At 43.7% G+C, this 25,978-nt stretch carries 18 protein-coding genes and 2 pseudogenes; 11 read left to right on the top strand and 9 right to left on the bottom strand.

Annotated features, from left to right (window positions below):
- Positions 1–247: 247 nt before the first annotated feature.
- Positions 248–1,969: an aminodeoxychorismate synthase component I gene (pabB, locus tag D8793_RS09100; RefSeq protein WP_125371629.1), complete on the bottom strand. Its 1,722-nt coding sequence runs from the start codon at positions 1,967–1,969 to the stop codon at positions 248–250.
- Positions 1,970–2,100: 131 nt separating this feature from the next.
- Here pabB and D8793_RS09095 point away from each other — a divergent pair, with 131 nt between their 5' ends.
- From D8793_RS09095 to D8793_RS09045, 10 genes and pseudogenes are all read left to right on the top strand, one after another.
- Positions 2,101–2,442 carry an insulin activator factor gene (locus D8793_RS09095; RefSeq protein WP_125371628.1) on the top strand — a complete coding sequence of 114 codons (342 nt, stop codon included), beginning with the start codon at positions 2,101–2,103 and terminating at the stop codon, positions 2,440–2,442.
- A gap of 107 nt (positions 2,443–2,549) precedes the next feature.
- Entirely contained in the window at positions 2,550–3,641 is a 1,092-nt protein-coding gene (locus D8793_RS09090) for an AI-2E family transporter (protein ID WP_125371627.1), read from the top strand.
- Between the two features lie 130 nt (positions 3,642–3,771).
- Positions 3,772–4,001, top strand: a pseudogene (locus D8793_RS09085) (DUF6261 family protein); the annotation flags it as partial.
- Positions 4,002–4,166: 165 nt separating this feature from the next.
- Entirely contained in the window at positions 4,167–5,180 is a 1,014-nt protein-coding gene (locus D8793_RS09080; protein ID WP_125371626.1) for an ATP-binding protein, read from the top strand.
- A gap of 323 nt (positions 5,181–5,503) precedes the next feature.
- Complete coding sequence (locus D8793_RS09070) at positions 5,504–5,908, top strand: YbgA family protein (RefSeq protein WP_125371625.1); 405 nt, start codon at positions 5,504–5,506, stop codon at positions 5,906–5,908.
- Entirely contained in the window at positions 5,892–6,266 is a 375-nt protein-coding gene (locus D8793_RS09065) for a TIGR02328 family protein (RefSeq protein WP_125371624.1), read from the top strand. Before D8793_RS09070 ends, D8793_RS09065 begins: the two co-directional genes overlap by 17 nt.
- A gap of 42 nt (positions 6,267–6,308) precedes the next feature.
- A complete protein-coding gene (locus D8793_RS09060; RefSeq protein ID WP_125386903.1) occupies positions 6,309–7,481 on the top strand; it encodes a DUF3800 domain-containing protein in 1,173 nt (390 codons plus the stop codon).
- A 320-nt stretch (positions 7,482–7,801) separates the two neighbouring features.
- Positions 7,802–10,054: a 5-methyltetrahydropteroyltriglutamate--homocysteine S-methyltransferase gene (metE, locus tag D8793_RS09055; RefSeq protein WP_125371622.1), complete on the top strand. Its 2,253-nt coding sequence runs from the start codon at positions 7,802–7,804 to the stop codon at positions 10,052–10,054.
- Between the two features lie 103 nt (positions 10,055–10,157).
- Complete coding sequence (metF, locus tag D8793_RS09050) at positions 10,158–11,036, top strand: methylenetetrahydrofolate reductase [NAD(P)H] (protein ID WP_125371621.1); 879 nt, start codon at positions 10,158–10,160, stop codon at positions 11,034–11,036.
- A 165-nt stretch (positions 11,037–11,201) separates the two neighbouring features.
- A pseudogene (locus D8793_RS09045) lies at positions 11,202–14,231 on the top strand (ATP-binding protein).
- Between the two features lie 79 nt (positions 14,232–14,310).
- On the opposite strand, the gene hutG reads toward D8793_RS09045, so the two are convergent.
- The 8 genes from hutG to hutU form a co-directional block, all read right to left on the bottom strand.
- Positions 14,311–15,300, bottom strand: coding sequence for a formimidoylglutamase (gene hutG, locus D8793_RS09040; protein WP_125371620.1), 990 nt, complete (start codon positions 15,298–15,300; stop codon positions 14,311–14,313).
- A 141-nt stretch (positions 15,301–15,441) separates the two neighbouring features.
- On the bottom strand, positions 15,442–16,983 hold the full coding sequence (gene hutH / locus D8793_RS09035; protein ID WP_185761051.1) for a histidine ammonia-lyase: 1,542 nt from the start codon (positions 16,981–16,983) through the stop codon (positions 15,442–15,444).
- Between the two features lie 5 nt (positions 16,984–16,988).
- Entirely contained in the window at positions 16,989–18,341 is a 1,353-nt protein-coding gene (locus D8793_RS09030; protein ID WP_125371618.1) for an APC family permease, read from the bottom strand.
- 75 nt (positions 18,342–18,416) lie between these two features.
- Positions 18,417–19,016 carry a HutD/Ves family protein gene (locus D8793_RS09025; RefSeq protein ID WP_125371617.1) on the bottom strand — a complete coding sequence of 200 codons (600 nt, stop codon included), beginning with the start codon at positions 19,014–19,016 and terminating at the stop codon, positions 18,417–18,419.
- 12 nt (positions 19,017–19,028) lie between these two features.
- A complete protein-coding gene (locus tag D8793_RS09020; protein WP_125371616.1) occupies positions 19,029–20,702 on the bottom strand; it encodes a formate--tetrahydrofolate ligase in 1,674 nt (557 codons plus the stop codon).
- Positions 20,703–20,768: 66 nt separating this feature from the next.
- Positions 20,769–21,395, bottom strand: coding sequence for a cyclodeaminase/cyclohydrolase family protein (locus tag D8793_RS09015; RefSeq protein WP_125371615.1), 627 nt, complete (start codon positions 21,393–21,395; stop codon positions 20,769–20,771).
- A gap of 14 nt (positions 21,396–21,409) precedes the next feature.
- Positions 21,410–22,309 carry a glutamate formimidoyltransferase gene (ftcD, locus tag D8793_RS09010; RefSeq protein ID WP_125371614.1) on the bottom strand — a complete coding sequence of 300 codons (900 nt, stop codon included), beginning with the start codon at positions 22,307–22,309 and terminating at the stop codon, positions 21,410–21,412.
- A gap of 114 nt (positions 22,310–22,423) precedes the next feature.
- Positions 22,424–24,454: a urocanate hydratase gene (gene hutU / locus D8793_RS09005; protein ID WP_125371613.1), complete on the bottom strand. Its 2,031-nt coding sequence runs from the start codon at positions 24,452–24,454 to the stop codon at positions 22,424–22,426.
- Positions 24,455–24,650: 196 nt separating this feature from the next.
- Between hutU and hutI the strand changes: the two genes are divergently transcribed.
- On the top strand, positions 24,651–25,916 hold the full coding sequence (gene hutI / locus D8793_RS09000; protein ID WP_125371612.1) for an imidazolonepropionase: 1,266 nt from the start codon (positions 24,651–24,653) through the stop codon (positions 25,914–25,916).
- The last annotated feature ends 62 nt before the right edge of the window (positions 25,917–25,978 follow it).

The following is a 25,978-nucleotide window of genomic DNA, read 5'->3' as shown; positions in this document are numbered from 1 at the left end:
CCCTCCATTTATAAAGTCAGAGAGCTTGTCTACCGATAACGTTGTCGTATTTTTATACTCATGCTCAAGGCGATATTTTGGGGTACTCGTCGGTAGAGTGGATTAGTTTGTCCCGCGAAAGTGATATTCAAGAAATTATCAACCACAAAGCCCTCACTTAGATTATACTTCTAAATGAGGGCTGTTGTCTTTATTTTCATGTTTCTGTGGGTGACGGCTATGTCGTCATGGCTGTCTGTCCCACTCTCTAATCATCTATTTCCAATTCATAAAGGCCTCGCAGTGCGTTGCAGGCGTAGATTTTTTCTGCTGATTTTAAGTCGTCTAGGCTGAGGATTCTTTCTGTGGCCTGCCCTGTTTCTAAGAGATGCTGGCGGTAAATGCCATTTAAAAGGCCTAGCTCGACTGGTGGCGTGTAGAGGTGACCCTCCAGCTGGAGGACTAGGTTTCCGATGGAGCTTTCTAGCAGCTGGCCTTGGGCATTGTAGTAAATCTGCTCTTGTTGGTCTAGGTCTAAATGTGGCCGATAGTTGGTTTTGAAGTAGGTGAAAGGCTGCTGCAAGTCGGCATTTTGCGGAACGAGAATAGTCTTGCAGAAAGCTTCTGGGAGTGCTTGTAGCTTTTCTAGCTGGCAGATCACTTTTCCAGATTTGGCAATGGAGATCCGTAGGCGGTAGTCCGTACTTGGATCCAGTTCTGCTAGGGTTTGGTTCAACTCTGCCTTCAGTTGTTCTTCATCAAATGGATAAGCAAAGTAACGAGCGGATTCCCGCAGTCGCTTCAGATGTTGGTCTTGGAAGGTCAGTTGACCTTGCTCAATCTTCCCTGTCGTAATCAGGTCAAATTGCGGATTTTTCCGATAAAGAACAGCGGATTTTTGCTGGGTTTCGATGTACTCGGATTCCCATGTGCTATCCCAAGTGATGCCACCGCCAACACCGTAAATCGCCTTGCCAGCAGCAAGCTGAATGGTGCGGATGGCCACATTGAAAATCCGTCTTTGGTCTGGTAGGCAGATACCAACCGTACCGCAGTAGACACCGCGGGCGGCTTTTTCTGTTGCTTTGATGATAGCCATGGTCGAAATCTTTGGAGCGCCTGTGATAGAGCCGCAAGGAAAGAGAGCATCAAAAATTTCTCCGAGGCCAATCTCGGGCCGCAGTTGGCTCTTGATGGTGGAGGTCATTTGCCAGACAGTGGAATACTGCTCGACCTGACACAGCTGCTCGACTCGCTCGCTGCCAATCTCTGAAATGCGGTTCATGTCGTTGCGTAGCAGATCAACGATCATCATATTTTCCGCTCGATTTTTAGGATCCTGGCGGAGCCAGTCCGCCTGTTCCAAGTCAGTAGCGACTGTCAGACCGCGATTGGTAGTACCTTTCATCGGCCGCGTTGTCAGCTCGCCTCGATGCTCCTTGAAAAAGAGCTCAGGACTGATGGATAAGACTGCCTGATGATCGTGCTCTACATAGGCATTATAGGCGGCGTTTTGCTCGACGACCAGACGGTTGTAGATAGCCCAGCTGTCCTGTGGATTGAGCTCTGCGCCTAGCTGCACCGTGTAGTTGACCTGATAGGTATCGCCCTGACGGATATGGTGGTGAATGGTTCCGATGGCCTTTTCATACTCTTGCTCAGTCGTTAGGCTCTGCCATTGCGCTGGCATATCTACCTCGTCGTAAGCCAAAGGGAATGGGGCTTCATCAGCTCTGTCATGAATGGTAAAGTAAATCAGGTACTCGCCCAGCAGAGGGGCTTTGTGGACCTGGAGTTTTTTCTCAAAAGCAGGAGCCGCTTCGTAGCTGACATAGCCGACTGCATAAAATCCCTTTTTCTGCCAGTCCTCAACTTCTTGCAGAATCGCTCTGACTTCGGCCAACTCGCGTGTTTTGAGCTCTTTGATGGGCTGGCTGAAAATCAAGCGCCGACCCAGTTCTTTAAAATCAATAACTGTTTTCTTGTGCATGAATTTATTGTATCATAAGATAATTTGAATGAAAACGGATTTATCAGATGAGACACTGTTTATTTTATAATAGTTGACAGATTAGTAAGTGTGTCGGTATACTAATTTAAAAAAGAAAGAGTGAGGTGCTTATGAAATCAAACAAATTGCTATGGATAAATGGAATTGTTGGCATTTTAGGGGGTCTGATAATCCTTTACGCTTCTTTAAATAGATGGCACTGGGAAATTATTAATTTAGTTCCTAAACTAATAGAAAACCCAGGCTGGGGCGATATGGTTATATTGACCAGCTGGCTGCTTTTGGGACTTTCTATCGTCGGAATGTATCACTATAGCAACGACCCAAGAGTCAATAAGACGAGTCATGAGCTTCTATTCTGTGGATCTGTCATGGGATTTATTCCTTTTCTAGCTATATTTGCAGGCCTTCTATCCATAGGAGCTGGGGTTCTCTATCTTCAAGATTTTTAAAAATTTAAGAGTGATGGCAAAGTTGACTGACCCATGTTTCCTCCTGCTCGAAAGGCCTTGAAATTTATGATAAAATAGGGAAATGACAAAACTGTAAAGGAAGTCTTATGAAAAAAATCAATGAATCCTATAAACTCATCGTCTTTGCGGCGCTTGCTCTGGCTCTGGTTCTCTATATCGGAAACATCTGGTCTGGCCTGCAAAGCCTGACGTCGGTATTTTCACCTATTATACTGGGCGGAGTATTGGCCTTTATCTTTAATGTCCCGATGAAAAAGCTGGAAGACCTCCTAGACAAATGCCGAGTTCCGCAAAAGTTGCAGCGCAGTCTGGCCTTGGTTTTGGAGGTGCTGATTTTAGCTCTCATCATGACGGGGATTGTTTCTATCGTCGTACCGACTCTGACCACAGCGGTCAATCAGCTAAGCGCGACCATCGGCAAAGTAGCGCCACAGCTAGCCAAGTGGCTACAGCAGTCTGGCTTGCTTTCCTCTAGCCAGCTGCAAGATTTGACCAAGCAACTGCAAAACAGTGGTATTGTCAATCGAGCCATCTCTCTTCTGGGTAGTCTGACAGGCAATATCTCTGCCATTTTTGGAAATTTCTTCTCTGTCATTATGTCTATCTTTCTCATGTTTGCCTTCTTGAGCAGCAAGGAGCATTTGCAGACAATTACTAGTCGTCTCTTGCAAGTCCTGCTTCCTGAGAAAGCTGTGAAACGCCTATCCTATGTGGGGTCTGTCATTGTTGAGACCTATGATAAGTTTCTGATGGGGCAGATGATAGAGGCCGTCATTGTTGGTGTTTTAGTCTTTATCGCCTATTCTCTGACAGGCCTACCTTATGCTGCCTTGACAGGAGTTCTGGCTGGAGTGCTCTCTTTCATTCCCTACATCGGTCCTTTCTCAGCTTGTGCCCTGGGAGCTATCTTTATCTTCACCGATAGCCCTTGGAAAGCCCTCCTTTCAATCGCAGTCTTTCAGGGAGTGCAGCTGATTGAGGGCAATGTCATCTATCCGCGCGTGGTCGGCCAGTCCGTTGGTCTCCCAACTCTCTTTACCCTAGCCGCAGCCCTGATTGGAGGCAACCTCTTTGGCTTGGTCGGCATGATTTTCTTCACGCCTATCTTTGCAGTTATCTACCGCTTAGTCAGAGAGTTTGTTGTGGAGAAGGAAGTCGAAGGGGAGACAAGTAGATGAAGAAAGTACTAAAGCTTATCGGTTCCATTCTTCTAGCTATTTCTGTTCTTGCTCTGCCTATATAATAGCTACCTTTTAAAATATTCCTAAAGGAAGTTGCCATAATCATATGGTAGTGGTAAATGCTTAAGAGGAGTATGATCAAGTGGAAAGTCAGGCGTGTACTTATAAGTCTACACTGAACTAACAATAGTCTACGACCTCTTTATGCGCTATATCGCAGCCAGTGCAGAAGCCTATCTTGAAAAAAAACACCTAAGTAAATTTCTCAAAGACCTGAATACAATCCGAGATGGCAAGCGACGCTTGACTGGCTCAAGTAAGAAGGATAAGAAAGTCAAAATAGAAGAAGCAGAATGAGTGGCAGGATAAAAAAGGTCTTTAGATATGTTATTATCTAAAGACCTTTTTTGGTGGATTCGTGGTATAATTTTAGAAAAGAGATTGAAATTGATATTTAGAGTCTTTATCAATAAAAAGTAGGTGATTAGAATATGAAGTTAGAATTTAAGAATTTAAGCTATAATGATGTTCAAAAAAAAATTTAACTATATTCAAGAAGTTTATGATAAGGGCGATAATGATGCACAGTTAGAGATAGATTTTTGTAATTTGAAATGGACAGAACCTATCGGAATGTTATTTTTTGGAGCTAAATTACGAGAGTTTTCAAGAAATAATCCTGAAGTCGAAATTACATTAGGAAATATTGGACAAGATTCTGGTTATTTTGAATGGATGGGCTTATATGACTATTTTATCCCAGATTCTAATATTGGTAAAAAAGTTGGACATGTTTTTGGAAATGCCAACTATATTCCTATTACTAAAATTAATGTAAAAGCAGAGTATGGTGAAAGTTTCAAGAATGGTAATATATATGCTGATAGAGGAGAGTTTATTGAAGTAAGGGCAAATCAATTAGCTCAAATTGTTGCTAGTGATGGACAATTGGAAAAAATATTGACCTATATTATCAGAGAAATCATAAGGAATGTTCCAGAACATTCAGGTATCGATGAATTTTGGATTTGTGGACAAGCATGGCATGGTAAATTAAATAAAGCGCAAATTGCAATATTAGATGAAGGTCAAGGAATCTTTAATAGTCTTACATCTAATATTTTCCATAGGAGAGAAATTGAGTCAAATACTGAGGCGTTACAATCAGCAGTACAACCTGGAATTTCTAAGGCATTTAAAAGAGGTGCTACCAATCGTAAGTCTAATGATGTTTGGGCTAATTCAGGATACGGATTATACGTAGTTAGCGAAATATGCAGGGATTGTAATGGGAAATTTGGTTTAATTAGTGGTGAAAATATCCTTATTAAAAATCATGACGCCTCCTGTCCTCCTAATGGTATTGTCAGAAATAATTGTTTTAACGGAACAGCAATTATTATAGAGCTACCATTTATTAGTGATTACAGTAGTATTAACATTTCGGATTATGTTACACGAGGAGAAAAATTAGCAAAGCAAGAAATTAATTCTATTCATCAAGCATCTATTCCTTCAAGGGGATTATTAGAATGATAATTATAGTTTATAAGGAAAATAAACATGAAAGATCTACGATTACAATTTAAAAATGTTGGGACTAGCTGGAAACAATTAATATTAAGCAATATTGCTAATTACTTTTAAAGTGGTGGCTCGCCCAATGCAAAAGAATTTGGGGATTGGAACGGTAATATTCCTTGGATACAGTCCTCTGGTTTGGAGATAGATACATTATTTGATGTTGAACAACAGCTCCTATCAGGCTTTAAAGGATGATAGGGGTAATTGATTCGCTCATTTTAAGTTATAACTTTGTTTTCATATTTCCTGGAAACTGATAGAAAACAAGGAGAAACATGGAACAAACTAATCAAAAATCCCAGTGCCAGCAACTCTGGGCTAGAAACAAATACCTCGTTTTGAGCCATTCCAGCAATATTTACAATGAGATTCGCCAGTATCTCAAGCAAGCAGTGGTGGAGCTGAGTCAGGTTCAAGAGATGATTGACTGTGCCTGTCAAATCCCAGAACACAGGGGTCAGGTTTGCAATGCCTTTCAGTATATTTGGGGCTATTTCAAAAAGAAAGCGACAGATGCTGAGCGTAAGGACTATATGCTCTTGCTGGATCGCTACCGCTTTGGTCAGGTTTCCAAGGAAGACTTGATCGCTAAAACTCGAGAGTTACTTGATTGCTATCCAAATAGCTACTTGCAACATTCTACTTTACTGAAAGGAGACTCCCATGAGACTTTGGCATGAGGATTTGGTTTCACAACTTCCGCGTCCGCAACTCTTGGGGCAACATCGAGAGTGTTGCGCCCTGCGTGGCAATGGTTGGGGCAGAAAACATGCGACGGTGGACTATGTTTTTACCCACTCGCCCTATCGTCTCTATGCCTATTATCGCTTGATCATGGAGGAGATGTCTGGCCGTGGCTACAATGTCAGTCCAGAATGGCTGGACAAGAACTACCGTGGCAAAACCTGCCCTCCTTATGAGAACTTGCCTGAGGAGAAGTTGGACAATCCTATCTATTGTGAGCATGATGCGGCCTACTACGAGGAGTGTCTGGCTAAACTCCGTGAGAAGGGGATTGAGCTGGAGTATAAAATTTAATTAATAGTGTATTGAGAATTTTAAATCATAAATATCTGTGTGATGAAAATCAATAAATTAGAATGTTTATTGAAGTGGTTTAAATTCGATAATATAGAATATAAGGAAAATTCAATTATGGAATTGACAATATTTGTTGATGAATCAGGTAATACTGGTAATCATTTTTTCGANTCTAATCAAAATTTTTTTACATTGGGATTTGTTATCGTACCAAATAGTAAAATTGAGATGCAGTACAATCTCATTAAGGAGTATAAGGAAAAATTATGTTTATCAGATGAGTTGAAATCTTCAAATTCAAATTTTAATTCTGAACTAAATATTAAGAATAGATTAGAGTTTTTTTATAATTTAATTAGTAACGGAATTTACTTTGACTTTATGTGCTATGAAAAAAATATGGTATTAGCTGAAAAAATAACTGAATGGCTATTTGATACAAATAATAATTACTTTATGAATAATAAAATCACAGAAGCTAACTTAGGAAGGTCGTTTCGAAAAAATATTGCTGAATTATTATTTATGAGTCTATCTGAAGAACAATGGGCTGAACTTGGTGATAAATTTAGAAGAACAAATAAAAGAACTAAAGTGAGATATCTTACAGCTGATGATATTAGGAATTTGATAATGTGTTTAAAATCAGCTATAGAAAAATATAATAAAGATTTTGCCCAGTACATAGTGATTGAAGAGTTTAAAATTTATTCTATTCTAGAAGAAATTAACGATGAGAAAGAATACTTATTGTATGAGCCATCATTGTTTTCTACATTAAATGATATTCAAAGTTGTTTTGAAGAAAAATTAATGATTGAATCTGATTTCCAACTTAAAATCCAAGTTATTCATGACAAGAATTCAAATGATAAACTACAGAATTCTTTATACTCGAATTTGGAAGATTTATTAGATGATTATCTGACCTTAGGTATTCATTTTGTAGATTCTAAAGATGAGGAGTTAATACAAGTTGCTGATTTATTTGCGGGGCATATAACAAGAATGATTAAGAATATAGATTGTTATTTGTCAATTGAAGAGTCACGAAATTTTATTTTACAGTGCATACATGAAAAATATTCGAGATTTGCTTTTTCTTTTCAAACATGGGAGAGTATTCTCAAAAAAGCAAAAGTTAAATATCAAAGTAATGATTTGGCATTAGAATTAGGTAAATGGAGAAATTTTGTTAGGAAATATAAGTAGATTAATAGCTAATTAATATTTCTAATTATTACAAGAGAGTGAACAAAGGAGTTTTATTAGTGAAAACCAACCTATAGTCTTTTCTAATAACAAGTCATAGTTGTTTATAAGAATTAGCGATAGCCTGTTTTAATCTATAAACTAGTATGTAACTTAAAAACAAGCAAAAAAAGGGATTTGAGACACGTGTCTTAAATCTTTTTCTTTTGTATATAATAGTGATATAGTTTTAAACTATATCAAACTCTGGGAAATTCCAATTATACAGAGGGCAGATTTTCTGTTAAGATAGTTTCAATAACAATTTTTGGAGGACGTTTATGTCAACGACTATCATTGGTTTCCCTCGTTTGGGTGAATTCCGCGAATTAAAATTTACAACTGAAAAATACTTTAGAAATGAAATCTCAGCAGACGAACTCTTGGCAGCGGCGAAAGACTTGCGTGCCAAGCACTGGAACATTGTCAAAGAAAAGGGCATCACTGAAATTCCATCAAATGACTTTTCTCACTATGACAACTTCCTTGATGCAGCTTTCCTCTTCAACGTGGTACCTGCTTCAGTTCAAAACTTGGACTTGACTGACTTGGAGCGCTACTTTGCCTTGGCGCGTGGTTATCAAGGAGAAAAAGGGGACGTGCGTGCTCTTCCGATGAAGAAATGGTTCAACACCAACTACCACTACATCGTTCCTAAGTTTGAAAAAGACACTCAAGTTAAACTTGCAGGTCACAAAATCTTTGATGAGTTCCAAGAAGCAAAAGAACTTGGATTGAACACTCGTCCTGTTCTTGTCGGTCCATTCACCTTCCTTCAATTGTCAGACTTTGAAGACGGCGTGAAAGCAGAAGACTTCGTAGACAGCTTTGTGGCTGCTTACCAAGAAGTTTTTGCTAAATTAGCTGAACTTGGTGCAACTCGTATTCAACTGGACGAAGCGGCTCTTGTCAAAGACTTGACTGCTGAAGAAAAAGCTCTCTTCTTGAATCTCTACAACAAACTCTTGGCTGACAAAAAAGGTCTTGAAGTTTTGCTTCAAACTTATTTTGGTGACGTTCGTGACGTTTATACTGACCTTGTGAACTTGCCAGTAGATGCGATCGGTCTTGACTTTGTAGAAGGTAAGAAAACTCTTGAACTTGTTAAAGGTGGATTCCCAGCTGACAAGACTCTCTATGCAGGTATTGTCAATGGTAAGAACATCTGGCGCAACAACTACGAAAAGAGCTTGGCTGTCCTTGAGCAAATCCCAGCTGAAAATATCGTTTTGACTAGCTCATGCTCACTTCTTCATGTACCATTTACAACGGCTAACGAAGAATTTGAGCCAGCTATCTTGAACCACTTTGCTTTTGCAGTTGAAAAATTGGAAGAACTTCGTGACTTGGATGCTATCCGCAACGGTCAAGGTGCAGAAGCTCTTGCAGCTAACAAAGAACTCTTTGCGACTGAACGTGTGGGTGAAAATGCAGAACTTCGTGCGCGTATCGCTGGATTGACAGACGCTGACTACACTCGTTTGCCAGCCTTCGCAGAACGTGAAGCGATCCAAGAAGATGCCTTCAAACTTCCAGCTCTTCCAACAACAACCATCGGTTCATTCCCTCAAACTAAGGAAGTTCGTGCCAAACGTTTGGCCTTCCGTAAGGGAGAATTGTCACAAGAAGAATACGATGCCTTTCTTGCTGAAACGATTGATGAATGGATCAAATGGCAAGAAGAAGTTGGATTTGACGTGCTGGTGCACGGTGAATTCGAGCGTAATGACATGGTTGAGTACTTCGGTCAAAACTTGTCAGGTTACCTCTTCTCTAAGAATGGTTGGGTGCAATCATACGGTATGCGTGGAGTTAAACCACCAATCATCTGGGGTGATGTAACTCGTCTTAACCCAATCACTGTGAAATGGTCTAGCTATGCTCAAAGCCGTACTGACAAACCTGTTAAAGGTATGTTGACTGGACCTGTTACAATCCTCAACTGGTCATTCCCACGTGAAGACATCTCTATCAAGGACTCAACTCTTCAAATCGCTCTTGCGATCAAGGATGAAGTGCTTGACCTTGAAGCTGCTGGCGTAAAAATCATCCAAATCGACGAAGCTGCTCTTCGTGAGAAATTACCACTCCGTCGTAGCGACTGGTACGAAGACTACCTTGACTGGGCAATCCCTGCCTTCCGCTTGGTACACTCAACAGTAGCGCCAGATACGCAAATCCACACTCATATGTGTTACTCAGAATTTACAGATATCATCCCAGCTATTGACAACATGGATGCGGACGTTATTTCCTTTGAAGCAAGCCGTTCAAACCTTGAAATCTTGGACGAACTCAAAGCGAAAAACTTCCAAACAGAAGTGGGACCTGGGGTTTACGATATCCACTCACCTCGTGTGCCAAATGAAGGTGAAATCGACCACACAATCGAAGCCATTCTTGCCAAAGTACCAAGCAAGAAAGTTTGGATTAACCCTGACTGTGGTTTGAAAACACGTGGTATCCCAGAAACAAAAGAAAGCTTGATCCGCCTTGTCGAAGCGGCTAAAGCAGCTAGACAAAAACTGAATTAATATTATTTCTACATTTAAACTCAGCTCTGATAAACCTGCAACAAAGCTGTTTGCAGGTTTGTTATAGGCTGCTAGTTAGTAGATTGAAAGGAATTTTATCTCTATGGTGAATCGCCAAACTCCTAGTCTCTCATTTGAAGTATTTCCTCCTAATCCGGCAGTAGGCAATGATAAGATTTTTCAGGCGTTGAGGGAGATGCAAGATCTGGCTCCCCACTTTATCAGTGTGACTGCCAGCAATAATAAATTTGATATTGAGGAGACAACGGTTCGTTTGGCTGAGTTCATTTCCAATGACCTTGAGATCCCAACGATTGCCCATTTGCCAGCTGTTTATCTAACCAAGGAAATGGTGTCCAATATCTTGCAGGCTTTGGATCGGGTTGGGGTCAATCAGATTTTGGCTTTGCGAGGCGATATTTTTCCAGATGTGGCTCCTAAGGATGATTTTAAATATGCGACTGACTTGATTGAGTATATCAAGACAGAAGCACCACATTTTGACATTATCGGTGCTTGCTATCCAGAGGGGCACCCAGACTCACCAAACCAGATCTCAGATATTCAGAATCTCAAGAAGAAAGTGGATGCGGGCTGCTCTAGTCTTGTCACTCAGCTCTTCTTTGACAATGAACGCTTCTATGATTTCCAAGATAAGTGTACCTTGGCTGGGATCGATGTTCCGATTCATGCAGGTATCATGCCTATTCTGAATCGAAACCAAGCGCTTCGTCTTTTGAAAACGTGTGAGAATATTCATCTTCCGCGCAAATTCAAGGCTATTCTGGATAAGTATGAACATGATCCAGAATCATTGCGGACAGCTGGTTTAGCCTATGCGGTGGATCAAATTGTTGATTTGGTGACCCATGATGTAGCAGGGATCCATCTCTATACGATGAATAATGCGGCAACAGCTTACCATATCTATAAGGCGACCCATGCGCTCTTTAACCATACCCCATCCGTTCAATCTTTTTAAGATGAATGAAGAAACCACTAATCAGATTCATTTGCTGTTTAGTGGTTTTTGTTTATAGGTTTTGAACATTTAGAAGTTGATAAATGATAGAGTCGTTTTTTCTTGCTTGCTAAAATGTCTTATTTTGTTTATATTAGTTTTATAAGCTTTCTTGGAGGCGTTTACATGACCGAAGATCGTTTGAAGTTGAAATTGTTGGGAAGTCCGAGTGCCTTTCTCAATCAAGAGGAAGTCTTTTTTCCTTTTGCCAAAATCAATGCTCTGCTCTATTATCTCCATATCAATGGAGCAGTCAATCGGGAGGAGATTGCGGGAATCCTCTGGGAAAACAAGGATAATCAGACTGCCAAAAAGAATCTGCGCAACACAATTTATCAAGCCAATAAGCTATTGGGAGGAGAATGGATTATCGCTCCCAACCGTACTGTGCTATCGCTTAATCCCGAGTGTGCGATTGAAAGCGATGTAGAAATTTTCACGGACAAGCCTGCGGAGCATCTGTCGCTCTACCAGGGGGATTTTCTGCAGGGCTTTTATCTCAAGGACAGCGAGGCTTTTGATTACTGGGTGTCCAAGATGCGGACGCGATATGAGCAAATCTATATCCAGGCTTGCTATCAAAAGTTGGAAAAAGATCCGTCGAATTTGGAAGAATCAGAGCGCAATCTGCGTCGTATGATCAGTATTGATGAGTTTGATGAGAAGAATTATCATCTGCTGATGAAGCTCTATCAGGAGAATGATCGACCTGGTAAGGTGATTGAGACTTATTATAAATTGGTCAATCTCTTGGACAAGGAATTGGGGATTAGTCCGAATGAAGCAATTCAACAGCTGTACCATGAAGTGATGGCTAAGGATCGCAGTGAGCGTAAAATCAAGCAATTTTTACGTAATACAGACCACTTCTTTGGCCGAGTGGATGAAATCAAGCGTTTGGAATCTTATTTTTCTAAGATTATAGAGAGGCAAGAACCTCGTGCGCTGCTCTTAGTCGGTGGTACTGGTATCGGTAAACGGACAGTGACTCGACAGGTACTGGCTAATCAGACCAAGTATTTCCAGATTGTTATGGCAGAGTGCTTCAAGGAAGAAATGACGGTTGGATTGCAGCCTTGGCGCAGTCTGCTAGATGGCTTGGGCGACTTAGTCATTCAGCATCAGATCCTTTCGACCAGCCAGTGGCAGGTTATTTTGGATAGTTATTTTCCGATTATGGCAGGTGAAGCTTCGGATTTTGAGCTGAATACGGATCGTCTGGTTTGGTTTGTACTGGATATTTTGCAAAAGATTTCTAAGAAAAAGGCTCTGGTGATCTTGGTTGAGGACTGTCACTGGATGGATGAGGCAAGTGTGGCTGTTTTAGAGCAGGTTATGAACCATTTGAGGGATTATCCAGTAGCCTTTGTGCTGACCAAGCATCTGAGTACGCCACCTTATCTTGGACGTTTTTTCAATCGCTTATTGCTTCGTAGTCAGTTAGATTGCATTGAACTGCAGCCGCTGGACTTTAAGTCTAGTGTGGCGTATTTGCAGGCCTAGACGGGACAGTTAGTCATATCTGAAGAACTGCTTGAGGCTATTTATCGGGTCAGTCAGGGCATTCCTTTCTTTCTATCGGAGTATGCGGAACAGCTTCTGCGAGGTGAGAAATTCCAGCCATTGACCTCAGCTATTAAAGCAAAACTATCTCTAAAATTAGGCTATTTGAGCAGCCAGGAGGAGGAATTGGTTGACTATCTGGCTTGCTTTAGTTCCCCTGCTTCGGTGGCGCTCTTAGCTCAGTTGCTAGGCCTATCTGTGGAAGAAGTGGTCGAAATCGCTGAAGGATTTGGGCAAAAACAGCTTTTAATAGAAGAGGAGCAGGAGGAATTGGTTTTACGATTCAGCCAGGAGCTTTTGCGGATTTATGCTTATGAGCGCTTGCCGCTTGCCAAGAAGCGGATGCTACATCACCAGATTGCCCAAGGCATGGAAGATCAGCTGGGAGCCTCTCTTTATCATGCCCAGCTGCTCAATGACATTGCCTATCATTATAAGATGTCCAAACAACCGATTAAGTCTTTGGAGTATGAGTTGCATTATCTCGAGGCTACCTTGCAGTTTCATCATGAGCTCTTTCCCATTTATTCGCGGGAGTTTGGCTTTATTGAAAAGACGGATGATAGCAATCAATCAGCGGTTTTAGACCAGTTTGACCGTATCCGTCGGGAAATAGAAGGCTTAGAGAGAAAACACCAGAATCACAAAGATTTTCAGCTATTGGTTCTCCGTTTTCTCTATCTGGAAGGGCGTTATGCTATCCGGACGGGGAATTACCAGCAGGGAATGGACAACATCCAGCAGGTGATTGCTTCTGCTAAAGAGCTGCAGCAGATGGAATTTCTCCTAGAAGGCTATCGGCAGATGATCTACTACTGCATCCAGACGGAGAATATTCCTGAGATGCGCTACTATACGGAGTTGGCCCTGGATGCTTCAGTTCAGGCCAATAATCACGAAGCTATTGCGATGAATCTTCGACTCAAGGGACTTTATCATCTCATGATTGGAGATGAGGAGCAATCACTCCGCCATCTTTACCAGTCTATCGATTGCTTTAGTTTGACGGCTTCGTTGCGCTCAAAGTATTCGATTCAGATTGCGGCGGCTCTAGATTATCTGGCAGAGATTGAACAGATTCGTGGGAATTTCACGACAGCGCTGGCTCATCAGAAAGAGGCGATTGAGTTGACGGAAAATAAAACAGCAGAGCCTTCGATTTTTGCTTTCTATATAGGCTTGGGACTGACTTATTATCAGCTGAAAGATTATGAACAGGCGGAGCGAATCTTGCTGAAAGCGAAAGCAGCCCTGAAGTCGCTCAGCTTTCCTTGGAAGGAGACTCAGTTGGAAGTTTATTTGGCTTTGATTGGCTGCGAGAAGGGAGATTACCAGCCGGTGCTTGATCTGCTGCGGAAAAAGGAAAGTCTTATCAGTCGCTATGGCAATCCGCGGGACAAGGGCTTGATCTACTATCTGATGGCTGTGATCAAGTATCGCCAGCTGGCTGGCAGCTTGCAGGAAGCTGGTTTTGAAAATTTACTAGATCAGAACTTTGAAACTTATTATGAAACAGCCAAAAGTCAGCTCAATCCCTACCGGGATCGTCATCAACTAAAGGAATTAGAAAACTTACGCCAAGGGCTATCTTAGGCATTAAACTCACAATAAAAGAGGATGAAAGCAATGTTCATCCTTTTTTGATGTTTGTAATGAAGTTTTTAAATCCCCATTAGTCATGTACTTGTGCCCAGACTTGGGTCAGGTAAAAGACAAAGCTGGCTGCTAGATTGGCTGTGTGGTTATCTATATCGTGAGGGGGAGAGACTTCGACGATGTCAAAGCCGATGAGCTTGCCTGAAGCAGCGATGTGCTGGAAGACCAGCACGGCCAGATTGGGGTCTACCCCCAGCGATTGGATGGCACTGACACCAGGAGCGGCGCCAGCTGCAAAGCAGTCAATATCAATGGTTAAATAAACCTGCTCTTTATCGGCTAGAAAAGCATCAACTACCTTGCAGACTTCCTTGTGACCCATTTGGTAGATATCCATTCCAGTCAGGAACTGGATAGCCTTAGACTTGGCTACAAAGTCAAAGAGAAAGAGATTGTTATTGTGCTCCTGAATCCCTAGGATGAGATAGTTAAAGATCTGTTTCTGAGCTAAGGTATCATCAAACATTTGACGAAAACCGGTACCGGAGTTGGGACCCGTCTGATCGTAGGGGCGTAGGTCAAAATGGGCATCCATATTGATCACAGCTAAGTTTTGGTCAGGATTTAGTGACGACTTGAGCCCTAGATAGTTGCCGTAGGCTGTTTCGTGGCCGCCGCCTAGAACGATGGGTCGGAGATTAAGCTCTCGTAGGCGTTTGACTGCTCGCGCCAAGCTTTGCTGCAGTTGTTCCAGAGAGCGGTTAGGTCCGTCAATATCGCCAACGTCAAAGACTCGAACGTTTCTACCTAGATGCCAAGGAAGCTTGGCCAGCTGAGTTCGAATGGCTTGAGGACCTTCAACTGCGCCCACTCGGCCGTTATTGATATAGACACCCTTGTCACTCTTGAAGCCAATCAGGGCAAAGTTCACCCCTTCAAAAGGAGTTAAGCTAGGATCATTTAAGTCCAGAAACTCAATGACCATACCCCATTTGGCAGTATATAGATTGTCCTCTGGACCTCGCTGATAGTAACGGTTGTCTAGCTGATAGTAATCTTCTAACATGATTTTGTCCTTTTTGATAACGATACTTGCGACTTTATTATAAGAGTTTCCGCTAAGCCTGTCAATGACTTTTGGCGGGAAAAGAAGCCCAGCTGCATGTGAGCGGGCTTCTTAGGTTAACTTTTTACAGAGTCATCAGCTTTAGAACTGAATGCTCAAGTCCACAGCCTTTTCAACGGCTGCTAGGAATTCATCGCTTTCAATCAGCTCAGAAGCCTTGTTGAGCTCTTCGTAGATTTCGATGTCCTTGTCAAACTCGATAAAGCGGACATGCTGACGGAAGAGGTCGTAGGCTGGCTTGGTTCCTTTGCCCAGTTCATGGTTTTCTGGTTTCAGATCCAGAGCTTGGCAGGCCGCCATGATTTCTGTTGCCACGATACGGCGAGAATTCTTGAGAATCTCAGCTGCCTTGCGTGCTGCAGTAGTTCCCATGCTGACAAAGTCTTCTTGGTTCTCACAAGATGGGATAGAGTCTACGCTGGCTGGATGAGCTAGGACTTTGTTTTCAGAAGCAAGCGAAGCACAAGCGTACTGGGTAATCATAAAGCCAGAGTTGAGTCCTGGGTGTTTGACCAAGAAGGATGGTAGCTTGCTCAGTTGGCTGTTGACCAGACGTTCTACACGCCGCTCGGATACATTGCCGATTTCAGAAATGGCAATTCCGAGGAAGTCGAATGGCTGAGCCATTGGTTCACCGTGGAAGTTACCGCCTGAGATGACATGGCCTTCCTTGGTGATGATAGGGTTGTCTGTAACAGAGTTGATTTCAATCTCAACCTTGGTCTTAACATAAGCGATAGAGTCCTTGCTGGCACCATGAATTTGCGGGATACAACGCAGGGTGTAAGGGTCTTGGACCCGCTGTTGAGTAGCTACGGTCGTATTGCCACTGCCTTCCAGAAGGTTGCGGATATTGCGTGCTGTAGCTAGCTGACCGCTCTGAGGTCGAATGGTATGTAAGTCTTCTTCGAAAGGGCTGGTAATACCATTGTGGACTTCCATGGAAAGAGCCCCAGCGACATCTGATAATTTGAGCAATTGGATGGCATCGTAGGTAGCCAAAGCTCCGATACCTGTCAGGACAGTTGTACCGTTAATCAGCGCCAGCCCTTCCTTGGCCGCTAGAGCAATTTTTTCGATGCCGGCCTTGTCCAAAGCTTCTTGTCCAGAGAGCAATTGGCCTTGATAGTAAGCGCGCCCCAGTCCTAGCATAGGCAGAACCATGTGAGCCAGCGGTGCCAAGTCGCCAGAGGCACCGAGAGAGCCCTTTTCTGGAATAAATGGCACGACGCCTTTATTGAGCAATTCCAGAAGTTTTTCGACAGTAGAGAGACGAATACCAGAATAGCCCTTGACCAGAGAATTAATCCGAATTAACATGATAGCACGAACTGCATCTTCAGGAAGAGGATCGCCAAATCCTGAAGCATGGGTGCGAATCAAGTTTTCTTGCAGCTGAGTCGTATCTTCTGGCGAGATGCTGACATTGCAGAGGGAGCCAAATCCAGTCGTAACGCCGTAGACCACCCGCTTTTCGCGGACGATGTCATCCACGATTTTGCGGGAAGCTTCTACAGCTTTCTTAGCTTCTTGGTTGATTTCGCAGATAGCTCCATGACGAGCTACTGCAATGACATCTTCTAAAGTAAGGTGTTCGCCATCCAAATTGATTACATGTGTCATAAGATTCATTCTCCTTTTTGTTCAAGAACTTTATTTTTACAAATCAGTACTATGTAGATATAGTAGACTGCGCTGGCGACAAGGACACCGATGAGACCATAGACATAGTTCATTGGGTTTTCACCCCAAATCATGATGAGGCTGACTAGAACCGCTAAAATTGGGATAACAGGACCAAATGGAACGCGGAAGACCACTTTCTTATCTGGATATTTCTTTCTCAATACCAATACGGCTAGAGCAGTTGGGATGTATTGGAAGAAGCGGAAGACTACGCTGAGAGCCGCTAATACTTCAAATGTTCCTGTAAAGAGCAGGGCGATGGCCAAAAGTCCGGAGATAATAATGGCAATTACAGGAGCGTTTTTAGCATTGGTTTCAGCGATTTTTTTAGGTAACAAGCCTTCATCTGCTATGGCTGCACCATAACGTGGGACCATGATAGATTCCCCGATGTTAAGTCCAGCAATAGAGATCAGCGCTCCGATCGAAACAATCCATGCTCCAGCAGGACCAATCATTTCGACAAAGGCATCTTGCACAGAGGCATCTGTCTGCAGGATACGGCTGCCTAACATGGCGATAGTTCCTGCGATAATTAGCATATAGAGAACAGAGACAATACTGATAGAGCCCAAAATAGCTCGAGGCACATTCTTTTCTGGGTTGCGCATTTCACCAGCAACGATAGACATGGTTTCAAATCCGATGAAACCGTAGAAAATGTAGATCGCTGTACTAGAGATGGCTTTCATGATATCTACGCCAGATTCTAGCTGAAGAAACGGAGTGAAGTTTCCTTTGTCAATTCCTCCTTTGATGAAGAAAATTGCACATAGACTGAAAGCGACAATTGGGATGAGCTTGGCTACGGTTGCGGTCAAGGTGAACATTTTGGAGGTCTTAAGACCTGATATATTCATCAGACTGAGTAGGATAATCAGGCTCACACTGAGTAGAAGTTCATAGGGGACAAAGGATTTAAAAGTAATGACAAAAAGTCTCGCAAATCCGGCTGCCATTGCTGACCAAGCGATGATGGTAACCGCCCAGCCTAGGAAGCCAACATTAAATCCGACAAAGTCCCCAAAGGCTGCTTTGGAATATTGGAAGGCTCCGCCGTTTTTATTAAAATAACCAGCAGTTTCTGCCAAGCAGACGGCTAAGAGAATAACGAGGAGGGCAGTTCCCAGCATGACAGCTAGAGAAGCAGGACCCAGTCCTTTATAAATCTTTTGAGGCAGGAGGAAAATTCCTGAACCGATAACAGCATTGATACCATAGAGAGTAGCGCCAGAAAAGCTGAATTTCGCATTTTCTCGCTCTTGTTCTTGTGCAGTGAGTTTAGTCGCATTCATAATAATGTTTCTCCTTTAGAGATGTGGGATCCTTTCCAAGTAAAGATAGAACGATGATAGGACATCCTTGTATCTTTACTTAGTAGGGATATGGGTCAAACCAGCCCATATAGCAAGGGGAGCACCCGTTGGCTGGTCACTCGAAAACATTATTTGCAGCTCAGTTTCCTGAGTCTCTTTTTCCACTATCAGAAGTTGCCCTGTCTCTAGGTTAAGTGCTGGCAGGTCTGTTCCAGTCACCGTCAGATCACCCAAGGCATAGATAAATTGAATGGCTTCATCTCGGCTAAGCTCTTGTCCATCCGATATGGCAATCATCTGTCCCTGATAATGGTCGCTGTAGATTAAGTTAAAGTCGGTACAAGTCCCACGACTTGTGATAGAATCACTCCCTTCGAAAAAATAGGAGGTAAAGGGAGCTAGAACCGTTTCCTCCTGCCGGCTGGCATTGTGGAGATGAAGTGTATGGTCCAGGCTCATGAGAATGCGGTGAAAGCCGCTGAGGTCAGAAAACTGACTTTCAGCCAACTCCACAGTCGCTGTTGAGAGTCGATAGTCAAAGTCACGCTTGCCATAGTGGCCAGTTGGCGGGGAAAGATAAAGTTGTTTTGTCTTTCCCCCCGACCAATCGGAAACTTGAAAATCGTTTGATTTTAGAAGGGTTACATTTGTCATTTTTGGTATTTATTAGAACAAACCGCTGATATTGCCGTCTTTGTCAACATCAATCTTTTCGCTGGCTGGCATTTTAGGCAACCCTGGCATGGTCATGATCGCACCAGTCAGAGCGACGATAAAGCCTGCACCAGCAGAAACTTTGAGCTGGCTGATAGTCACAACAAAGTCTTTAGGTGCGCCCAGTTTCTTAGCATCGTCTGAGAAGGAGTACTGAGTCTTAGCCATACAGATAGGATAGTTGGAGAAGCCCAGCTCTTCCAGTTGTTTGAGCTCGCGTTTAGCAGCAGGAGTCAGGCGAACGCCCTTGCCTCCATAAACCTTAGTAACAATTTTGTTCAGCTTGGTTTCAATAGAGTCCTCTTCATTATATACAAATTGGAAGTGATTGTCTCCTTCGGCCAGTTCAACGACTCTTTCAGCCAACTCTTTACCGCCGGCTCCGCCATTTGCCCAGACGTCGGAAATCACGACGTCAACCCCGCGTTTTTGGCAGGCGTCATAAACTGCTTGCAATTCTGCTTCAGTGTCCAGCGGGAATTTATTGATGGCAACGACTGCTGGCAATCCATAAACATCTTGAATGTTTTCCAGATGTTTTTCCAAGTTTGGCAGCCCATCTACAACGGCTTGGACATTTTCTTCAGCCAGGTCGCTCTTAGCAACACCACCGTGCATCTTGAGAGCGCGGATGGTAGCAACCAGAACTACAGCCGCTGGACGAAGGCCAGATGTACGACACTTGATATCAATGAATTTTTCAGCACCTAGGTCAGCACCGAAACCAGCTTCTGTGACTGCATAGTCGGCATATTTGAGAGCCAGCTTGGTAGCTAGGACACTGTTACAGCCATGGGCAATGTTGGCAAAAGGTCCACCGTGAATCAAGGCTGGTGTGTGTTCCAGGGTTTGAACCAAGTTTGGATGGATAGCATCTTTGAGCACAGCAGCCATAGCGCCACCAGCTTTCAGATCCTTGGCAGTTACTGGTTTACCTTCAAAGCTGTAGCCAATGATGATTTTTTCCAAACGGTTCTTGAGGTCAGTGATATTTTCGGACAGACAGAGAATAGCCATAACCTCAGAAGCAACTGTAATGTCAAAACCGTCTTCACGCGGAACACCGTTGACCTTGCCCTGCAAGCCATCCACAATGTGGCGCAACTGCCGGTCATTCATATCAACTGCCCGCTTCCAAGTGATGCGGCGAGAGTCGATGCCTAAGGCATTGCCATGGTGGATATGGTTGTCAATGAGGGCTGCTAGCAGGTTGTTGGCAACACCGATGGCATGAAAGTCACCAGTGAAATGGAGGTTGATGTCTTCCATGGGTACAACCTGGGCGTGACCACCGCCAGCAGCTCCGCCCTTGATACCAAAGACAGGTCCGAGTGAAGGTTCCCGTAGAGCAATAACGGCTTTTTTGCCGATAGCAGCTAGTGCATCGACCAATCCAACAGAAGTCGTGGTCTTACCTTCTCCAGCTGGTGTCGGAGAAATAGCGGTCACGAGAATCAGTTTGCCGTCTGGCTTGTCTTTTAAAGCTTCCAGTTGGCCGGCACTGATTTTTGCCTTGTAATTTCCATAAAGAGACAAGGCGTCTTCAGCAATTCCTAGCTTTTCTGCCACTTCTTTGATGGGCTTCATTTGAACCGAATTGGCAATTTCAATATCTGATAAAACCATATTGTTACCTCTTGAGAAAAGAAAGTCCATTCATGGGAAAGAGCGAACTTCTCTTCCGTTTATTTATTAGACAACTTTCAAAATTTCTTGATAAATTTCATCTGCTAGAGAGCAGCCTTTTTGTAGGAGCTCTTCACCCTTGCTGCGGTAGTCTGCGACGAATGCTTCATCCTTGACGCCTGACAAGTTGATGAGGACATTTAGCCAAGCCCCTTGCAAACCAGCCTTAAGGTTGAGAGCTGCGACTCCCAGGTCGCTGGCAGCATTGGTATTGGACTTGCCAACAGCCTTTTGAGTTGTTTGCAGGGCAGTCAAGATGTCTTCCATCATGCCATAAGGTGACTTGGTCGCTTCCTTGAGGGCTTGTTGCATCGCTTCTCGACGGGCGGCCTTGTCTTCCTCTGTTTCCTTAGGCATATCAAAGACGGCGGAGACTAGATTGAAGGCTTCAGTGTCCTTGTCAATAGCTGCGAGCAGACTTTCTTGGAGGCGAGCACTTTCTGTGTGCACTTGAGCAATTTCTGCTTCAAATTCTGCGTATTTTTTCTTGCCAAGGGTCAATTCACAGACCATCTTAGTCAGGGAAATACCGTTGGCTGCGGAAAGAGCAGCGGCAGAGCCGCCTCCTGGTGCAGGAGCATCTGAGCCTAGGACTTGGGCAAATTCTGTCAAGCTTAAATCTACTAATTTCATAGGTTTCTGTCCTCCTAGCCCAGCAAATGGTTTTCCAGAACTTGCTTGCTGTAGTCAAAGTCTTCGATTTGCAGATAGTATTCTGCTGCATCAATCAAAGCCTTAGCTGGAGCCAAACCGATGACTTCTGAGCCGAGGATTCCAACTCCGTAGCGCTTAGCTTCAAAGCGAACAGTTTCAAAGACACGATAGAGTGGGAATTTTTCCAGATTGACCATGTTGATAGAAACCTGAGCAATGTTGCGGTCTTCCAGCATAACACCGATTGCTTTACAGTACTTGTAACCACCGCTTGATCCACGGATGATTTTGGCAATGTTGTTGGCAATTTCCAGATTGTCTGTATCCAAGTTGATGTTGTAGGCGATGAGTGGCATTCTCGCTCCGACAGCAGTGACACCAGCAGTTGGGTGAATCTTTCTTTCACCATAGTCTGGAGCCCAGTCAGGTTCCAAGAGTTTTTCAGGCATGCCTTCAAACTGTCCTTTACGAACCTTAGCCAAGTTCTTACGCTCAGGACGAGTCGCTGCATCTTCATAGAGGAAGATAGGAATACCGAGCTCACGATTGATCCGCTCAGATACGGTCTTCGCAATTTCTACGCATTCCTCACTTGTGATGTCCTTGATCGGTACAAAAGGCAGGACATCAGTTGCGCCCATACGAGGGTGTTCCCCTTGGTGCTTGGTCAAGTCAATATTTTCAGAAGCGTATTTGACCAAACGAAAGGCAACTTCCTGAATGTTTTGGTCATCACCGACCAAGGTAAAGACGCTGCGGTTGTGGCTGGCATCAGAAGAGTGGTCCAGAAGTGTTACACCTGGCACGCTCTTAGCTACTTCCACTAGACCGTCAATGACCGCTTGGTTGCGGCCTTCAGAAAAGTTAGGAATACATTCAACAATTTTTGCCATAAGATATTACCTCGTGTTATATGTTATTAAAATTACAAAGTGAATAAAGTGGAACTTCCAGCTGAGCTAGATGTGAGATCTAGCTCAGTTCAGAAGTCGGGGGACAAGTTTTTCCTATTCGAACAATTTCTTAACAGATTCTTTGACCAGATCTTCGTCAGTTAAGTATGGAATAGTGATGTGATCTGTTCCTTGGTGGAGACGGTTGTACTCGATAGCTGTCTCAATAGCATGCTCATTGCGAGCCCAGTTACGACGTGCAACTCCGCCGATTGTATCCCAAGCGATAGCAGATTTGATGATTTCATCGATGCGTTCGCTGCCGTCCAGTACCAAGCCAAAACCACCGTTGATCGCTTTACCGATACCCGTTCCACCACCGTTGTGGAGAGCTACCAAACTCATACCACGAGCTGCATTACCAGCGTAACATTGCACAGCCATGTCGCAGGTAACATTGGAACCGTCCTTAATATTAGAAGTTTCACGGAATGGTGAGTCGGTACCAGATACGTCGTGGTGGTCACGGCCGATCATGACAGGACCAATCTTGCCTTCGCGGACTAATTCATTGAACTTGAGGGCGATATTGACACGACCCATGCAGTCTTGATAGAGAATCCGAGCCTGAGTTCCAACAACCAACTGGTTCTTTTCTGCATCGCGGATCCAGTTATAGTTATCGCGGTCTTGATAGCGGCGGTTAGGGTCGATCACTTCCATAGCAGCGTGGTCAGTAGCGACTAGGTCTTCGTGCTTACCGCTCAGACATACCCAACGGAAAGGACCGTAACCATAGTCAAAGAGCATAGGCCCCATGATATCTTCTACATAAGATGGCCAGATGAAGCCGTCTTTGTCGTCAAAGCCATTCTTAGAAATTTCCTTGATGCCAGAGTCATAGACTGCCTTCATAAAGGCATTACCGTAGTCAAAGAAGTAGGTGCCGTTGCTAGTCAAGGTCTTGATCGCCTTGAAGTGACGTTCCAAGGTTTGGTCAACCAACTTAACAAAGGTTTCCTTGTCTTCAGCTAGGAGGCGAGTCCGCTCTTCAAAGCTGATACCAGCCGGACAGTAGCCGCCGTCATAGACATTGTGGCAAGAAGTTTGGTCAGACAGCAAATCGACATGGATATTGTTCTCGTTGACATATTCTAAGAGATCTACAATGTTACCATGATAGGCAATAGAAGTTGATTCGCCAGCTTCCAGAGCTTTTTGAGCCAAGTCGATTGCTTCTTTTGGACTTTCAGCCAATTGGCTAATCCAGCCTTGTGAGTGACGGGTTTCAATCCGAGATTGGTCTACTTCAGCTATGATTGCTACAGCTTTAGCAATTTCAGCTGCTTTCCCTTGAGCTCCACTCATGCCACCCAGACCAGAAGAGATAAAGAGTTTGCCAGTCAGGTCGCCGTCGTCAGCCACATCCAGCTTCAAACGTCCAGCATTGAGGAGAGTGTTGAAAGTACCATGGACGATACCTTGAGGACCGATGTACATCCAACCGCCGGCTGTCATTTGACCGTAGTTGGTGACACCCATTTCTTCCGCAATTTCCCAGTCCTTCATATTGTCATATTCACCGACCAAGAGGCCATTAGTGATGATAACACGAGGTGCTTCTGGTTTGGATTTGAAGAGTCCGAGCGGGTGGCCAGATTCCACGACCAAGGTTTGATGGTCGGTCATGACTTCCAAGTATTTCTTGATCAGGTTGTACTGCATCCAGTTAGCGCAGACAGATCCAGTTTCTCCGTAGGTAACCAATTCATAAGGATAAAGGGCGATTTCAAAGCTCAGGTTGTTGTCAATCATGACCTGCATAGCTTTGGCTGCAGTACAGTTTCCTTTATATTCATCAATTGGTTTACCGTAGATGCGTTCTTTTGGACGCCAGCGGTAGCCATAAATCCGTCCACGAGTTTTCAGTTCTTCCAAGAATTCTGGAATTACTTCCTCATGGAATCTCTTTGGAATATAGCGAAGGGCATTTTTTAAAGCAATTTCGGTTTGAGCTTGAGTCAAACGGAAGCCCCGGTCAGGTGCTCGGCGGATGCCTTCTTGGAAAACCGTTTTTTCAGGTAATACATCGTCTAATTTGACGGTCATTGCTGCCGCAATATCTTGTTCGCTGTAGAATGACATGTTTATTTCCTCCTTGTAAAATAACTTAAGATTTGACCTTATTGTATAACAGCGCCGTCAGTACAAAGTCAAGAAAATATTTCTAAAGATAAAAAATATCAATATATCTAATATATATTGATTTTTGACTATAATTTGACGATAGTGTATTATGATGGAAAGCGAATAAGTTGGAAAATGAAATGGAGGAACAAGCATGACTGCTGATTTACTATTAACTCACTTTAATCAAGTCTTCTGTCCCAAGGACCTCGGACATCCCCTTTTTGGTGAGGAGATGAAGGAAGCTCAGGTCTTGGAGGACGGCTACATTGCAGTCAAAGACGGCAAAATCCTAGCAGTTGGCAGCGGAGAACCGGATACCAGTCTGGTTGGACCTGATACTAAGATTCAGTCTTATGAGGGCAAGATTGCCACACCTGGCTTAATTGACTGTCACACTCACTTGGTTTATGGCGGTAGCCGGGAGCATGAATTTGCTAAGAAATTAGCTGGTGTCCCTTATCTGGAAATTCTTGCTCAAGGCGGCGGTATTCTCAGTACGGTCCAGGCGACGCGAGAAGCTTCTTTTGATACTCTCTACGATAAGTCCAAGAGACTGCTGGACTATATGCTGCTTCATGGGGTGACGACTGTTGAGGCTAAGAGTGGCTACGGTCTGGACTGGGAAACAGAGAAGCGCCAGCTAGATGTCGTTGGGGCTCTGGACCGTGACCACGAGATTGACCTCGTTTCTACCTTTATGGCTGCCCACGCCGTTCCACCAGAATACAAGGGACGCTCTCAGGAATATCTGGAGCTTATCGTCGAGGAAATGCTGCCTCGGGTAAAAGCAGAAAATCTAGCTGAATTCTGTGATATTTTCTGTGAAAAAGGCGTCTTTACAGCTGACGAGTCACGCTACCTGCTTTCTAAGGCTAAGGAAATGGGCTTCAAGCTTCGCATCCATGCTGATGAAATCGAATCGATCGGTGGAGTAGATGTAGCAGCTGAGCTAGGAGCAACTAGCGCAGAGCACTTGATGGTAGCAACCGATGAAGGCATTCGTAAGATGGCAGAAGCCAAGGTTATCGGGAATCTCCTACCAGCGACTACCTTCAGTCTGATGGAAGATACCTATGCACCAGCCCGCAAGATGCTGGAAGCTGGTATGGCCATCACCCTGACCACCGACAGCAATCCAGGCTCCTGTCCAACAGCTAACCTGCAGTTCGTCATGCAGCTGGGCTGCTTTATGATGCGCCTGACACCAGTGGAAGTTCTCAACGCTGTAACCATCAATGCGGCCTACTCAGTTAACCGCCAAGATAAGATTGGCAGCTTTGACACTGGCAAGCAGGCGGATATTACCATCCTAGACGCTAAGAACATTGACTATCCACTTTATTTCTTTGCGACCAACCTGACCCATCAGGTTTATAAGGCAGGCAAGTTGGTTGTTGATCAGGGTAGAATCGTCTAATCTTACAAGTCAGTTTCATTTCCATGTGATAGCAAAGATTTTCTTAGAAGTTCTATTGTTGA

Source organism: Streptococcus cristatus, from assembly GCF_003943465.1.
GTDB lineage: Bacteria > Bacillota > Bacilli > Lactobacillales > Streptococcaceae > Streptococcus > Streptococcus cristatus_C.
The sequence above is the reverse complement of the archived record's forward strand: the minus strand, read 5'-3'. Positions and strand labels throughout refer to the sequence as shown.

Coding starts and splice junctions, on each gene's coding strand:
- D8793_RS09015 (WP_125371615.1), bottom strand. CDS start 21,395: ATGAAATTAGTAGATTTAAGCTTGACAGAATTTGCCCAAGTCCTAGGC.
- metF (WP_125371621.1), top strand. CDS start 10,158: ATGGTGAATCGCCAAACTCCTAGTCTCTCATTTGAAGTATTTCCTCCT.
- metE (WP_125371622.1), top strand. CDS start 7,802: ATGTCAACGACTATCATTGGTTTCCCTCGTTTGGGTGAATTCCGCGAA.
- pabB (WP_125371629.1), bottom strand. CDS start 1,969: ATGCACAAGAAAACAGTTATTGATTTTAAAGAACTGGGTCGGCGCTTG.
- D8793_RS09020 (WP_125371616.1), bottom strand. CDS start 20,702: ATGGTTTTATCAGATATTGAAATTGCCAATTCGGTTCAAATGAAGCCC.
- D8793_RS09065 (WP_125371624.1), top strand. CDS start 5,892: ATGAGACTTTGGCATGAGGATTTGGTTTCACAACTTCCGCGTCCGCAA.
- D8793_RS09070 (WP_125371625.1), top strand. CDS start 5,504: ATGGAACAAACTAATCAAAAATCCCAGTGCCAGCAACTCTGGGCTAGA.
- hutH (WP_185761051.1), bottom strand. CDS start 16,983: ATGACACATGTAATCAATTTGGATGGCGAACACCTTACTTTAGAAGAT.
- D8793_RS09090 (WP_125371627.1), top strand. CDS start 2,550: ATGAAAAAAATCAATGAATCCTATAAACTCATCGTCTTTGCGGCGCTT.
- hutU (WP_125371613.1), bottom strand. CDS start 24,454: ATGTCATTCTACAGCGAACAAGATATTGCGGCAGCAATGACCGTCAAA.
- hutG (WP_125371620.1), bottom strand. CDS start 15,300: ATGTTAGAAGATTACTATCAGCTAGACAACCGTTACTATCAGCGAGGT.
- D8793_RS09080 (WP_125371626.1), top strand. CDS start 4,167: ATGATGTTCAAAAAAAAATTTAACTATATTCAAGAAGTTTATGATAAG.
- ftcD (WP_125371614.1), bottom strand. CDS start 22,309: ATGGCAAAAATTGTTGAATGTATTCCTAACTTTTCTGAAGGCCGCAAC.
- D8793_RS09030 (WP_125371618.1), bottom strand. CDS start 18,341: ATGAATGCGACTAAACTCACTGCACAAGAACAAGAGCGAGAAAATGCG.
- D8793_RS09095 (WP_125371628.1), top strand. CDS start 2,101: ATGAAATCAAACAAATTGCTATGGATAAATGGAATTGTTGGCATTTTA.
- D8793_RS09025 (WP_125371617.1), bottom strand. CDS start 19,016: ATGACAAATGTAACCCTTCTAAAATCAAACGATTTTCAAGTTTCCGAT.
- hutI (WP_125371612.1), top strand. CDS start 24,651: ATGACTGCTGATTTACTATTAACTCACTTTAATCAAGTCTTCTGTCCC.